General features: G+C 58.7%; 14 protein-coding genes. 10 read left to right on the top strand and 4 right to left on the bottom strand.

Annotation, left to right across the window (positions count from 1 at the left end; translation table 11 throughout):
- Positions 1 to 7: 7 nt before the first annotated feature.
- Together ctaD and coxB are read right to left on the bottom strand one after the other, a co-directional pair.
- Positions 8 to 1,615: a cytochrome c oxidase subunit I gene (gene ctaD, locus A0251_RS13815; protein ID WP_062817426.1), complete on the bottom strand. Its 1,608-nt coding sequence runs from the start codon at positions 1,613 to 1,615 to the stop codon at positions 8 to 10.
- Between the two features lie 14 nt (positions 1,616 to 1,629).
- Positions 1,630 to 2,838 (bottom strand): cytochrome c oxidase subunit II, encoded by a 1,209-nt coding sequence (gene coxB / locus A0251_RS13820; protein WP_062817427.1) that lies wholly within the window; start codon positions 2,836 to 2,838, stop codon positions 1,630 to 1,632.
- Between the two features lie 401 nt (positions 2,839 to 3,239).
- Between coxB and A0251_RS13825 the strand changes: the two genes are divergently transcribed.
- A complete protein-coding gene (locus A0251_RS13825) occupies positions 3,240 to 3,569 on the top strand; it encodes a DUF1820 family protein (protein ID WP_062817428.1) in 330 nt (109 codons plus the stop codon).
- 476 nt (positions 3,570 to 4,045) lie between these two features.
- Here the strand turns inward: A0251_RS13825 and A0251_RS13830 are convergent, their stop codons facing one another.
- A complete protein-coding gene (locus A0251_RS13830; RefSeq protein ID WP_062817429.1) occupies positions 4,046 to 4,303 on the bottom strand; it encodes a twin transmembrane helix small protein in 258 nt (85 codons plus the stop codon).
- A 160-nt stretch (positions 4,304 to 4,463) separates the two neighbouring features.
- On the opposite strand from A0251_RS13830, the gene A0251_RS13835 reads away from it, so the two are divergent.
- The 8 genes from A0251_RS13835 to A0251_RS13870 all read left to right on the top strand — a co-directional run bounded on the left by A0251_RS13835 (position 4,464) and on the right by A0251_RS13870 (position 11,829).
- Complete coding sequence (locus A0251_RS13835) at positions 4,464 to 5,216, top strand: SURF1 family protein (protein ID WP_062817430.1); 753 nt, start codon at positions 4,464 to 4,466, stop codon at positions 5,214 to 5,216.
- Positions 5,216 to 5,830: a hypothetical protein gene (locus A0251_RS13840; protein WP_062817431.1), complete on the top strand. Its 615-nt coding sequence runs from the start codon at positions 5,216 to 5,218 to the stop codon at positions 5,828 to 5,830. Before A0251_RS13835 ends, A0251_RS13840 begins: the two co-directional genes overlap by 1 nt.
- A gap of 13 nt (positions 5,831 to 5,843) precedes the next feature.
- Entirely contained in the window at positions 5,844 to 6,914 is a 1,071-nt protein-coding gene (locus A0251_RS13845) for a heme A synthase (protein ID WP_062817432.1), read from the top strand.
- A 2-nt stretch (positions 6,915 to 6,916) separates the two neighbouring features.
- Complete coding sequence (cyoE, locus tag A0251_RS13850; protein WP_062817433.1) at positions 6,917 to 7,828, top strand: heme o synthase; 912 nt, start codon at positions 6,917 to 6,919, stop codon at positions 7,826 to 7,828.
- Between the two features lie 160 nt (positions 7,829 to 7,988).
- Positions 7,989 to 8,444 (top strand): DUF962 domain-containing protein, encoded by a 456-nt coding sequence (locus tag A0251_RS13855; protein ID WP_062817434.1) that lies wholly within the window; start codon positions 7,989 to 7,991, stop codon positions 8,442 to 8,444.
- A 319-nt stretch (positions 8,445 to 8,763) separates the two neighbouring features.
- The gene (locus tag A0251_RS13860) at positions 8,764 to 9,351 is read left to right on the top strand and encodes a LemA family protein (protein WP_062817435.1); all 588 of its coding nucleotides are present in this window, start codon (positions 8,764 to 8,766) and stop codon (positions 9,349 to 9,351) included.
- A 10-nt stretch (positions 9,352 to 9,361) separates the two neighbouring features.
- Positions 9,362 to 11,269 (top strand): M48 family metallopeptidase, encoded by a 1,908-nt coding sequence (locus A0251_RS13865; protein WP_062817436.1) that lies wholly within the window; start codon positions 9,362 to 9,364, stop codon positions 11,267 to 11,269.
- 194 nt (positions 11,270 to 11,463) lie between these two features.
- Positions 11,464 to 11,829 (top strand): hypothetical protein, encoded by a 366-nt coding sequence (locus A0251_RS13870; RefSeq protein ID WP_062817437.1) that lies wholly within the window; start codon positions 11,464 to 11,466, stop codon positions 11,827 to 11,829.
- A 376-nt stretch (positions 11,830 to 12,205) separates the two neighbouring features.
- Here A0251_RS13870 and A0251_RS13875 read toward each other — a convergent pair whose 3' ends face one another.
- On the bottom strand, positions 12,206 to 13,252 hold the full coding sequence (locus A0251_RS13875) for a GNAT family N-acetyltransferase (protein WP_082810899.1): 1,047 nt from the start codon (positions 13,250 to 13,252) through the stop codon (positions 12,206 to 12,208).
- Positions 13,253 to 13,515: 263 nt separating this feature from the next.
- Here A0251_RS13875 and A0251_RS17710 point away from each other — a divergent pair, with 263 nt between their 5' ends.
- Positions 13,516 to 14,115, top strand: coding sequence for a cold-shock protein (locus tag A0251_RS17710; protein WP_082810900.1), 600 nt, complete (start codon positions 13,516 to 13,518; stop codon positions 14,113 to 14,115).
- Positions 14,116 to 14,166 lie beyond the last annotated feature (51 nt).

A 14,166-nucleotide genomic window follows, 5' to 3' on the forward strand; every position in this document is an offset into this window, starting at 1 on the left:
CCGGGACTTACTTGACCACCGGCGGGGTGTCGTAGGTGTGGAACGGCGCCGGAGACGGCACTTCCCATTCCAGACCCTCGGCCCCATCCCACGGCTTGGCCGGGGCTTTCTCGCCTTTCTTCATGGCGCACAGCACGGCGACCGCAAGGAACAGCAGCTGGGACAGACCGAACCAGAAGCCACCAATGGAAATCCAGAAGTTGTAGTCCGCAAACTGCAGCGCGTAGTCAGCGTAACGACGCGGCATGCCGGCCAGACCCACGAAGTGCATGGGGAAGAACAGCAGGTTGGCGGAAATCAGGGAGTTCCAGAAGTGCAGCTCACCCAGGGTCTTGTTGGGCATCACGCCGGACCACTTCGGCAGCCAGTAGTAGGCGGCGGCGAAGATGGAGAAGATCGCGCCGGTCACCAGTACGTAGTGGAAGTGAGCCACCACGAAGTAGGTGTCGTGGTACTGGAAGTCCACCGGAGTGATCGCCAGCATCAGGCCGGACAGACCGCCACAGGTAAACAGCACCACGAAGGCGATGGCCCACTTCATCGGCAGCTCGAAGCTCATGGAGCCGCGCCACATGGTAGCCACCCAGTTGAACACCTTCACACCGGTGGGAACGGAGATCAGCATGGTCATGTACATGAAGAACAGGGTACCGGCCAGCGGCATGCCCACGGTGAACATATGGTGGGCCCAGACCACGAAGGACAGCAGCGCAATGGACGCGGTCGCATACACCATGGAGGCATAACCAAACAGCGGCTTGCGGGCAAAGGCCGGGATGATCGCTGACACGATACCGAAGCTCGGCAGGATCATGATGTACACCTCGGGGTGCCCGAAGAACCAGAAGATGTGCTGGAACAGGACCGGATCACCACCACCGGCGGCATCGAAGAAGCTGGTGCCGAAGTGACGGTCAGTCAGCATCATGGTGACTGCACCGGCCAGTACCGGGATAACCGCGATCAGCAGGAAGGCGGTGATCAGCCAGGTCCAGACGAACAGCGGCATCTTCATCAGGGTCATGCCTGGGGCACGCATGTTGAAGACGGTAACGACCACGTTGATGGCACCCATGATGGAAGAAATACCCATCATATGGACGGACAGGATGAACAGGTCCGTGGAGTCCGGGCCATATTTGGTGGACAGCGGAGCGTAGAAAGTCCAACCGAAGTTCGGCGCACTGGGGTTGCCATCACCGAAGGCACTCATGATCACGGAACCGATCAGGATCGCGAAGGCGAAAGGCAGAATCCAGAAGGACCAGTTATTCATCCGCGGCAGCGCCATATCCGGCGCACCAATCATCAAGGGAATCATCCAGTTGGCCAGGCCAACCGTGGCGGGCATTACCGCACCAAACACCATGACCAGGCCGTGTACGGTGGTCATCTGGTTGAAGAATTCCGGATCGACAAACTGCATGCCGGGCTCGAGGAGCTCGGCACGAATCACCATGGCCATGAAGCCGCCAGCGAGGAACATGGCGAAGCTGAACCACAGGTACAGAGTACCGATATCTTTGTGGTTGGTGCTGAACAGCCAACGTTTCAGGCCGGTCGGGGCGTGGTGATGATCGTGGTGATCATCATGGGTTGCAGCTGCAGTAGACATTGCTATCCCCTCCCTTATTCGTGGTCGTTAACGTCGGCGGGCTGGATCAGGTCGCCGGTGTCGTTGCCGAATGCGTTACGCTCGTAGGTCACTACCGCGGCAATCTGGCGCGGAGTCAGCTGAGCCTTGAATGCAGGCATGGCAGCACGGCCATTAACCAGCACATCGATGTGTTCGTTCAGGTACTCCGGCTTGGTGGAGAAATCGGTACCCGCAAACGGCAGACCGATACCACCTTCACCATTGGCGCCGTGGCACAGTGCACAGGCGCTGGCATAGACCTGCTTGCCTTCTTCCATCGCCTGATCCAGACCACTGAACGGGGTCAGGTCAGGTCCGGAGGCGGCTTTCTCTTTCTCTTCGGCAATCCAGGTCTTGAATTCGTCCTGGCTGACCACTTCCACTGCGATCGGCATGAAAGCGTGGTTCTTGCCGCAAAGCTCGGCGCACTGACCGTAGTAAGTGCCTTCCTTGCCTTCCGGAACCTTGGCCCACATTTCATTGACGAAACCGGGGATAGCGTCTTTCTTGCCACCGAAATCGGGGATCCAGAAAGAGTGGATCACGTCGTCGGAGGTTACCAGGAAGCGAACTTTCTGGCCGGACGGAATGACCAGCTTGTTATCCACTTCCAGCTGGTAGTTGTGATCTTTCTCGGGAGCTTCCTTGCCGACCAGCTCTTTGGCGGTGCCATAGGGGAACAGACCACCGGACAGCACCGGGTTGTTGTACTGCTCCGGGGGAGTCGCCAGGTTGGAGAAGAAAGACACACCAATGTCGTTGTCGTCTTCGTAGGTCAGGTACTCGTAGCTCCACTTCCAGCGGTAGCCGGTCACCTTCACCGTCAGTTCCGATTCTGCGCTGTCGTCGATCTGCACCAGAACCCGGGTGGCAGGCACCGCCATGGCGATCAGAATCACGAAGGGAATCACGGTCCAGAGGACTTCCAGAAAGACATTCTCATGGAAGGTGGCCGGATTGGGGTTCTTGGCGCGGCGATGGCGGATCATGGAATACACGATCAGGCCAAACACCAGCAGACCAATAACGGTCACAATCCAGAGCACGGTGGTGTGAAGATCTTGAATATCCTGACTGACCTGGGTCACCCCCGGTCGCAGGTCGAGGTCGGAACGTTCGGTCCAGTCGCTGGCGAAGGTCATACCACTGATCATCAGTGACGTCAGACCCGCCGCCGCGCGGTGGAACAGAGTTGACTGCATGCGTTTGCTCCCTGTTTTCCCCAGCATGGCCTCGTAGGGCACGCTTGTTCTTTGCCGTCACCGGCACCTGGAAAGCGAAGTTTCAGGATGATGCGGTGGAGCCGCAGCCAACGCCTTGACCCGCAGACCTCAGCGACCAAGGGGGCGGCCACCAATAGGGATCATACGGGTGGCAAAATCCAATAAAATCAAACAGCTAGAAATCAGCATGATCAATTTCGCCGGATAGCCACAGGTGCGGCAAATTGCCCCACTGCATATATGGGCGCCAACTCTAGTCATTCGGATGGCCAAAGTCCAGCCGAAAGGTAGGGTTTATCAAGCCTTTCAGGCAGATACGAGCCCTCCCTCATCGTGCTAGACTCCGCTCCCCTTTACCACACACAGCTTGTACCACATCCATGTCAAAACGACGTCAAATCTATCGGGTGATATTCCACAATCAAGGTCATGTGTACGAGATCTATGCCTCACAGATATACCAAAGCGACCTTTACGGCTTTGTCGAGGTGGAAGACTTTCTGTTCGGAGAGCGGGCCAGCCTGGTAGTGGACCCGGGGGAGGAAAAGCTGAAACGGGAATTCAACGATGTGATGCGTTCCTTTATTCCCCTGCACGCGGTGATCCGTATCGATGAGGTGGAAAAGGAAGGCGTCGGCAAGATCATCGAGTCCAGCGGCAACAATATCACCGCTTTTCCCATGCCGCCGGGGCCGGCACCCAAGAAGTAACCCTTCTCGCCGGACACCAGACAAAAAAGAAGGGCGCCAGTCTTACTGAACGCCCCGAGGGTTGCCTGATGTTACAAGAGGAGAAAACGTATCTTGCTTACCTGATTGGTCCACCGGCGGGGAAAAAGGTTCCACCCACCGGAAAAAAATGTGATCGGGTTCAAACCCGGGGTTTCGTCGAATCGCGCAGCGGGTCGCCGGTATTGAGCGCCACCTGCTCGGCCCGGGCCAGCAACCGCACGAACAGAACCACCATCACTCGGGTTATCCATTCCATAACGCAGCCTCCAGACAATTCGGGGATGGGGTGAAGTGCATCCTGCTCCCTGGCCATCCATTTCCTGGCCCTTCACCACACTGTGCCCGCACCCGGCGGGCTCGTCAGGTGAGAGGCCGGCACTCAGGAGAAGTTCGGGGACCCGGCCCGTTTTTACCTGACTTTTACAAGCCGCTTCTTCTTATATAGACAGGGAGCGTTACTGGGCCGGGGCGCTCTGCTCGATGGGCTGACCGTAACGTTTGGTGGGATTCACATCGTGAGGCTGAATCCAGCCCATCATCATGCTCAGCAGAATGAACAGGAAGATCACCGCCGAAAACCCTACCCGCCAGGCCAGGGCACGCATGGTCTTGCCGGACTTGCCATCATCCTTGACCAGGGAGAACAGCGCCCGGCCCAGGGAAACCACCGCCGCAATCAACAGCACGATGACTATCAGTTTCACCCACCACATACATACACTCCGTCTCGATGGCCCTCGGTCTTGACACGCGCTTGGCGTCAAGCGGGCTTTACTATACTGTGCCGCCATTGTAATGGCCGCACCTGCCAGTGCACGCACTATCCGCTGCAGCCCATTCATCATGGATGCTGCAATCGCGAGAGCAAAGATCATGTCAAACACCGAGAACCGGCGCCCGGTTCTGTCCTGGATCGCCTTTCTGGCTACCCTTGCGGTGGTAGCCATCTGCCTGCGGCTGAGCTGGTGGCAGCTGGAACGGGCCGAGGAAAAACGTCTGTGGCTGGCGACACAGGAAGAAAAGGCTCGCCAACCGGCAGCAGGCCTGCCCGCCCTGCTGGCTGATCCTGCCCCCCTTCACAGACAAGCCGCGCTCTCCGGCAGACTGGATAACACCCACAACGTGCTGCTGGACAACCGCATCCGCGATGGAATCGCCGGTTACTATCTTCTTACCCCCCTGCAGACCCCGGAGAATCATTGGGTGTTGATCAACCGGGGCTGGCTGCCTCGCGGCGCCAGCCGGGAGCAGTTGCCGGAGATAGCCGCCATCAGCGGGACAATTACGGTGGAGGGCACGGTGTATCGCCCCTCCCGGGAGACATTTGTCCTGCAGAATGCCCCATTGCCCGACAATCAGTGGCCTTTGCGTGTACAGAAAGTGGATTTTGACGCCATTGGCGAAAAACTTGGGGTAGAATTGGCGCCCTTCGAAATCCGGGTGCGCCCGGATCTGGCTCTGGGCGGCCAGGTGCCCTTGCCTCGCCCCTGGCAGGACATCGCCCCCATGGGCCCGGACAAACACAAGGCGTATGCGCTGCAGTGGTTTGCACTGGCATTGGCCGCACTGCTGATATATGTTGCCGCCGCCGTGCGCAACCGGCGCAGAACCCGAGAGGACACCTAATGTCTCCACGGATCAAGAACATTGCCACTCTGGTGGCAATCGTTGCCCCTTTTATCCTGTTTTTTCTGGCGGGTCGCTTTCTGATAGACCCCTGGGAACTGCCAAGGGAAAACAAGGGCCAACTGCTGATTCCCCATATCGACATGGCCACCCTGAATGCCGTCGATGAAGAGGGTGAAAACTATAACGGCGACGACATGGCCGGCCTGTGGACCATCCTGTATGTGGCAGGCAGCGACTGTGACACCCGCTGCAAGAATGGTCTCTACTACCAGATTCGCCAGGTACGCCTGACCCTGGGTGCCGATGTGGACAGGGTGCGCCGCGTAATCCTGCATACGGCCCCGCCCAGCGAAGCCCTGAACGACTTCCTCAACAATAACGTGGACGGCATGGTCTCCATTCATGCCGATCCGCAAACCGTGAATACCGCCCTGGCACCGGTTTACGACACGACCACCGGTGAACCGATTGGCGATATTTTCCTGGTCAGCCCGGACGGCCAGATCTTCATGCGTTATCCCACGCACGAAAACATGGATGCCACCCTGGAAGAGGCGGAAAACATCCGCGTCGATCTCAAACGCACCCTGAAAGGGTCTCTGATCGGTTAACGGAACGCTAACTATGCAAGCGCTTACTCGCTCTCAAATCTGGCTGCGCCGTTTTTGCGTACTGGCTGTGCTTATGGTGTCAGTCGTCATTATCCTTGGTGCCTGGACACGTCTGTCGGATGCCGGCCTGGGTTGTCCGGACTGGCCCGGTTGCTATGGACACCTGGATGTTCGAAAAGCCATCGATCATGTCAACACGACCAACAGCGCCATGCCGGGCAGCCTTCGCGAAGCGCACAAAACCGTACCGGAGATGGTCCACCGCTATTTTGCCTCCAAGCTGGGCCTGGTGATCCTGATCATCGCCGCACTCTCATTACTCAATCGCAAAAAAGAGAAACAACCGGTCAAACTGCCCCTGTTCCTGCTGGCTCTGGTGATCTTCCAGGGGATTCTCGGCAAATGGACCGTCACCATGGGGCTGCAACCCACCATCGTGATGCTGCACTTGCTGGGGGGATTCACCACATTCACGTTGTTGGTACTTCTGACGGCGCGGCTTTACCGGTGGCCCAGCTTCCTCAATGATTGCGACGTGCGCATGCTGAAACCGCTTGCCTCGATCACCCTGGTAGCCGTGATCCTGCAGATTGCGCTGGGCGGCTGGACCGCCAGCAACTATGCGGCGGTCGCCTGTACCGAACTGCCGGTGTGCGAAGAAGGCTGGCAGGACCGTCTGGACTTCGAGGAGGCCTTTATTTTCTGGGGGCACGAGCATGACAAACCGGACTACGAATTTGGCGTGCTGGATAACGACGCCCGCACCACGATTCATGTGATGCATCGCTTCGGCGCCTTGCTGGTGACCCTGCTGGTACTGGCACTGGTGGGTAAAATCTTGCTGCGGGCCCGCAGCGTCTTTTTCCGCAATTTTGCCCTGGTGATCCTTGGCCTGCTGGTGGTGCAAATCGGCCTGGGGCTGAGTAATGTGATGTTTGCCGTTCCCCTGGATGTGGCCGTGGCCCATAACTTCGTGGCCGTATTGCTGCTTGCCAGCCTGGTGCTGTTTATCCGTGCCATCAACGTGAAATGCGGCCTGCGCAAACCATCTGCGTCAACATCGTCCAAAGCGCAAGGAGCGTGACCATGAGCCAACCCGCCACCTGGCGCGACTATCTGGCCCTGACCAAGCCCGGGGTTGTCATGCTGCTGATGGTGACTGCCGTGGCCGGCATGTTTCTGGCCACCGAGCCAGCCGGCATGGTGCCCATGGATATCTTCATTCCGGCGTTCCTGGGACTGACCCTGGCCATGATGTCGTCCGCGGCCATCAACCAGATCATGGACCAGAAAATCGATGCGATAATGAAACGCACCGAAAAACGCCCGCTGGTGGCCGGCAAGCTGAGCCCAAAAGCCGCCATTGCCTTCGCGGTGCTGCTGGCGGCCGCATCCATGGTCATGCTGTATTTTCTGGTCAATCCGATCACCGCCTGGCTGACCCTGTTCGGCTTCGTCGGCTACGCCTTCGTCTATACCCTCTATCTGAAGCGTGCCACCCCGCAGAATATCGTTATCGGCGGTATTGCCGGGGCGATTCCCCCGCTACTGGGCTGGGTGGCGGTCACCGGGGAAGTGCATCCCTACGCCTGGCTGCTGGTGCTGATCATCTTCGTCTGGACGCCACCGCATTTCTGGGCCCTGGCCATTCACCGCCGGGACGAATACGCCAAGGCAGATATCCCCATGCTGCCGGTGACCCACGGCATCCCCTTTACCCGGGAATCGGTGCTCTACTACACCATCCTGCTGTTTATCTGCACCCTGCTGCCCTATCTCACCGGCATGAGCGGCCTGATCTACCTGCTCAGCGCCCTGATTCTCGGGCTGGTGTTTCTCTACCACGCGGTGCGACTGCGGTTCTCCACCGACCCCAAGCTGCCGATGAAAACCTTCGGCTATTCCATTACCTATCTGTTCGCGCTGTTCACCGCGCTGCTGGTGGACCACTATCTGCCGGTGACGCCGCAGGCTGTGGCCGGGTGGCTTGGCGCGTAAGCAAGGCATTTCCCGATACGAGTTTCGAGTCGCGAAAAGCAAGCCCCAGGCCCGACCAGGCCTTTCGCAACTCGCTTCTCGTCGCTCGCAGCCGAACTTTCCGAGCTGCATTTTGGGTGCGATACTCCTGATAACGCCAAACACACCGAGGGAGTAAATCATGACTACCCGCAGCATGGATGAGTGGCTGGACGCCTACGGCGAGAGCCACCAGAACCCAACGAACAAGAAAGTACACTTTATCTGTGTCCCGGTGATCTTCTTCAGCATAGTGGGGTTCCTGTGGGCACTGCCTGCACCCTTCTTCGCCGGCTTCTGGGCCTTTCTCACCCTGGTTGGCGTCACCCTCTATTACGCGCGTCTTTCCCGCCCCATTGCCCTAGGAATGCTGATTTTCAGTCTGGCCTGCCTGTTCGTTCTCTCCCTGATTGCCGCCAGCGGTGCCAGCGTCTTCTGGGTTTCCCTGGTTCTGTTCGTGGTCGCCTGGATCGGCCAGTTCTGGGGCCACAAAGTGGAAGGCAAGAAACCGTCCTTCTTCGAGGATATCCAGTACCTGATGATCGGTCCGGCCTGGATCATGGGATTTCTGTATCGCAAGTGGGGGATCAAATACTGACAGCCTCTCTACGAAACCACTGTAGGAGCACCTCTCGAGGTGCGAACCGAGCGATAGCGAGGGAGGCGTTAGAGGTGAGCGCCAAAAGCATTTTATTGATAAAGCATTGAAGCAAGGATCACCGCTACTCCTTCGCCAGGGCTCAGATTCGCACCTCAAGAGGTGTACTGGCTACGCTCACCCTTCGGGCCGCACGGAACTGCGTGCGTTACTCCGCTACGCTCCGTTCCTACAGGCGCCTACTAGTGCCGCCTTTCCCCATTAACACTTTTGCAGTAGTTTATAGCCACAATAAAACTGCACGGGGAAGGCTGTCGTCATGGGGACTCTTATCTTTATCGGTGTGATCGTCGCCGTCATCATCTACATCATCGCCGTCTACAACCGTTTGATTGCACTCAAGAACCGTTTCAAGAACGGCTTCGCCCAGATTGATGTGCAACTGCAGCGCCGTCATGACCTGATCCCCAATCTGGTGGAAACCGCCAAGGCCTACATGAGCCATGAAAAAGATACCCTGACCCAGGTGATTGAGGCCCGTAATCAGGCAGTGAACGCCAAAAAAACCGCTGCAGACCATCCTGACGATGCTGGCGCGGTCCGCAATCTGGGCAAGGCCGAATCCCTGCTCTCCGGCTCCCTGGCCAACTTCTTCGCCCTCAGCGAAAACTACCCGGATCTGAAGGCCAACGAGACCATGGCCCAATTAATGGAAGAGCTCAGCAGCACGGAAAACCGCATCGGTTTTGCCCGCCAGGCGTTCAATGATGCGGTGATGAACTACAACACCTACCGTGAACAGTTCCCGCAGAATTTTATCGGCGGCCTGTTCGGCAGCTTCAAGGAAGCCCAACTGCTCAAGATTGAAACCGAGGAAGCACGTCAGGCGGTGAAAGTCACCTTCTGAGTCGGCCACCATGGATTTCTTTCAGCATCAGGAGCGGGCCCGCCGCAAGACCGGACTGCTGGTCCTGTATTTTATTCTCGCGGTGGCGGCGGTGGTCCTCTGCGTCAATCTGGCATTGCTGCTGGCCTTCGTGTGGATGGATGTACAACTGGTCCCCCCCAGCCAGTGGTTTAGTCACCCTCTGACGCTCTGGATCACCCTCTTCACCCTGTTGGTGATGGTGTGTGGCTGCCTGTTCAAGACCTGGCAATTGCGGCGGGGAGGCAAGGGACTTGCTGCCATGCTCGGCGCTCGCCCGATTGATCCGGATACCCGGCACGGCGACGAAAAGAAACTGATCAATGTGGTGGAGGAAATGAGTATCGCCTCCGGCATCCCCGCCCCTCAGCTTTATGTTCTGGACAAGGAAGAGGCGATTAACGCCTTTGTGGCCGGCTTCCGCCCCTCGGAAACCGTGCTGGTGGTCACCCATGGTACCTTGAAAAAACTGGACCGGGACGAACTCCAGGGCGTGATCGCCCATGAATTCAGTCATATTTTTAACGCTGACATGCGCCTGAATCTGCGATTGATCGCCGTGCTTGCGGGCATTCTGGCAGTGGGCAAGATCGGCGAATTCATGCTGCGCGGCTCCTCCCGTCGCAGCACCTCCAACCGCAAGGGCAACAGCCTGATACTGGTAGCGCTGGCTCTGGTAGTGGTGGGCTATCTGGGCCTGTTTTTCGGTCGGCTGATCAAGGCCGCCATTTCCCGGCAGCGAGAGTTGCTGGCCGACGCCTCCGCGGTACAGTTCACCCGTAACCCGGCCGGCCTGGCCGGTGCATTGATCAAGATCCGTAACGGCGACGGCTCCCACCTGGATTCGGTACACGCCGAAGACATGAGCCATATGTGTTTCGGCGAAACCCTGGGGTTTCGTTTTCGCAATCTGCTCGCCACCCACCCCCCACTGGATGACCGTCTTGGCGCCCTGGGCAGCGACTGGGTTGCCCGGGCCCGCACCCGCGCACGTTCGGCGACCCAGGCCGCCACGCCATCCACCGCATCCGTACCGGAAGGTGTGTCAGCATTCCAGGGAGACAGTGGCGCCAGCGTCGAGCCGACTGTGGCCGAGCCGGCAACGTCCCGGCGGGTGGGGACAGTCAGCGACGCGGACCTGGGCTATGCCCGCACCCTGCTGGAGACCCTTCCTGCCGATCTGCACAAAAAGCTTCACAACCCGCACCAGGCCGAACTGGCCCTGTATGCGCTGATACTCAGCAGCTCGGACAGCGATCCACAACGCCTTCTGCAGAGCGCCGGCCTGGGCGAACACCTGTCTGATCTGCTGCCCTTGCGCCAGCAACTGTCCGAGCTGGGCAGCCGACTGCGCCTGCCCATCATCGATCTGGCACTTCCTACCCTCAAGGGGCAACCTTCAGCCCAGCGCAAGGCTATTCTGGAGCGGCTGACAAGCCTGACCCAGGCCGACCAGCGCACCACCCTGTTTGAGTGGGCACTGGTCGCCCTGGCTCGACAGCAACTCGACGATCACGCCAGGCGCAACCGTCACACCCGCTTCAATCGCTACCGCTCAGTGGCAGGTGAGCTGCAACTGGCATTCTCGGTGATGACCTGGACCAGTGGCGCTCGCGACGAGCAGGCCCGGGCCCTGTTCCGACAAGCCAGTCATGGACTGCTGCCGGAGGCTCGCACCCTATTGCCTCTGTCCCAGTGCAGCAGTCAACGACTGGGACAGGCGCTGGATCGGCTTGCCGACCTGTCTCCCCTGCTCAAGGGCCCGGTGATCGACGGGCTGGCGGACCTGGTGTTGGTGGACGGCAAAGTGCAGGTGAGCGAAGCCGAAATGCTGCGCGCCATATCCGCCTTGATGGAGTGCCCCTTGCCGCCCCTTTTCGCAGGCCGACAACACGGCTAAATGCGCACATCAAAAAAATGAATAATGTTCATTTGTCCGATATCTCTTACACTTTTTGCGGCAAATCGCCGCTGTACCGGCTTTTGATTGCAGGCACAATGCAGTCATCGCCATAACGCTGCCACCGGTCGCAAGCCGTGTGATAAGCCAGCCGCATTCAAGGACGATCCGGAAGCAAGGTCGAGGAAGACGCCATGGAACCGAACAAAGCCAGCACTCGCAATGCCTGGGATGCTGTGGCCAGCATCACCACACAAATCCGCGACGGCAGCCTGGACCCGGCGCTGACTGACTGGATCACCGCCCGCGGCTTTGCTCTCACCAGCACCGTATTTTCCAGCGTTTGCCGTTTTGATGATGGCGTCTACACCGGCACCCTGGTGGATCATCAGGGCCACGCCTGGGAGTTCCTGGCCGACCTGAATGACCCCTATGGCAGCGAGCTGGAAGATGTCACCGCCAACCTGGGGCCGAAATCCCCGGACCACCCCAACGCCGATCTCTGCGATCTGGTTACCATGGCGATTTACTACCAGCGCGAACAGCAAGTGGCTGCTTAACACCAAATACGAAACCGAAGATCGGGAATTCCGGCAAGGTATTCAGCTTGCCGCTGGTGCGTCGCTGGCGGCGCGATTCCTTCCATGCCACCCACCAACCCCGTTGGAGCCCATGCTCGCATGGCGAATGGGAGATGGCATCAGGGGGGGATTTGGATAGACCTGTCGAGCGCTGGCATTCCTGATCTCCCTGCGACCGATTTCCGCGCAAGCGCGGTTCGCGGCTCAAGCGGGGTTATTCCCTTCGCTCACCCTTCGGGCCGCACGGAACAACGTGCGTTACTTCGCTACGCTCCGTTCCCACAGCGACTTCGTCGAAGCGCCAATATTCCGGGAATTTTCCAACCTTTGCCTACCCAACAAGCGTAGCTTGTAGCTAGTCTCCGCCCCCTTTTCTGAACGGCAACAGCGTCATGGCCTCTTCCCGGTAACGCTGCACGTGCACCGCCTCTTCCCGGCAAAAATCCGCAATGGCGCGGTGAAAAGCCGGCTCACGCAAATGGTGCATGGACCAGGTAATCACCGGCTCGAAGCCACGGAGAATCTTGTGCTCCCCCTGGACTCCCGGATCAAACGCCGCCAACTGCTGCTCAATGGCAAACTCGATGCCCTGGTAGTAACACAGCTCGAAATGCAGGGCGTCCCGCTCTTCCAGACACCCCCAGTACCGTCCGTACAGACACTCTGCATCGAAAAAATATAATGCGGCCGCCACGGGACGCTCTCCGTCCCGTGCCAGTACCAGCATCAGTTGTTCCGACAACCGCTCGCCCACAGCCGAAAAGAAGGCCTCGTTCAGGTAGGGCAACTGGCCTCGCTTCAGGTACGCGCTGGCATAGCACTGGTAGAAGAACGCCCAATCGCTGGCGCTGATCCGGTCACCATGATGACGGGTAATAGTCAGCCCCTGCTCCTGGACGCGTCGCCGCTCCTTGCGCAGATTCTTGCGTTTGCGGGACTGGAACTGGCCAAGAAAATCCTCAAAGTCCCGGTAGTCCCGGTTCAGCCAGCGAAAATGGCAGGCCTGCCGGGATACCAATGGCAGTTCCTGCAACTGTTCCCGCGCAGCGGCATCGGGAAACAGCAGGTGCCAGCCGCTGGCCTGATGTTCAGCCATCCTGTCCTTTACCCCGGACCAGAGCGACGCTGCAGACAGTTCACCACGCCAACGGGGCCCGGTAACCGGCGTAAAAGGAATCGAGGTGACCAGTTTCGGATAGTAAGCCAGGCCATGGCGGTGATAGGCCTCCGCCCAGCTGTAATCGAATACATACTCGCCCCGGGAATGGCTGCGCAGATAGAGAGGCATCCAGCCCTGCTCTGTCTCCAGGTGGCAGGGTTGCCAGCCGGTTTTCGGGGCAACGGCCCCACAGCCCTGCAGGGCATCGAAAAAATCCTTGCCTAGGAAGGGGTATACAGACACAGCCTCTCCAGAATGCCGCATGAGTTTCGTCGCCGGCTTGGGTACAATGCGCAAATTGTACGGTTCAATAACCTGTGTCGACGGCTGGGATCCCGTCGCAAACAGTGACACCGTGCAATACCGCCTCGTTTCCCGGCGGTTTACAGAGACTGTTTCAGGCCGGCGCCACCCATTGTGACCGCATATTCTCCGCGGAACAGCGGCGTTTTGGCCAGAATCAGCTACTTTTATCACTCATCGCTCAACAAGGTAACGTCAATTTCATGAATGTCTCTAAACCCCTGACCGTTTTTTATGTGGTTGCAGCCCTGTTACTGGCCATTCCCGGCGCCTGGCTGCTTTTTGCTCCGGAAATGGCACTGGTCACCCTCCACGAGAATCTTGCCGTGGTGAAAATCTCCAATATCCACAGTCAGCAAACCGGCCTGGGCCTGCTGCTGGCGGCGGTGGTAAATCTGGTTTGTCTGCTGGGTGGCGGACAACGCCTGCCTCTGCACGTGGCGGTGTTCTTCTATCTGGCCGGCCTGGTGGCCAGCCATGGCAGTGTGGTCTTTGCGGACCAGTGGTGGCTGTGGCTGCCGGTGCTGGTCTACCTGCTGCCGCTGTTGCCACTGGGCAAACTGGTACCGTCCAAACTGCCGCTGGTGGGCGGGAATGGCCAGCAGCGTGGCGAAGTGAAGTGGTTCAACCCCAACAAGGGCTTCGGCTTCATCCTCACCGATAGTGGCGAAGAACTGTTCGTACATTTCAAGGCGGTACAGAACGGCGGTCGTCGCAGCCTGCGCACCGGCACCCGGGTCAGCTTTGACACCCGCATGTCCGACCGCGGCGAGCAGGCCGATAACGTTTACATCGAACAATAACGCTGCTCGCGACCGGCAACACGCCAGCAGGCGCGCTGCCGGTCGCCGGTT

It is taken from the genome of Alcanivorax sp. NBRC 102024 (assembly GCF_001602235.1).
GTDB lineage: Bacteria > Pseudomonadota > Gammaproteobacteria > Pseudomonadales > Alcanivoracaceae > Alcanivorax.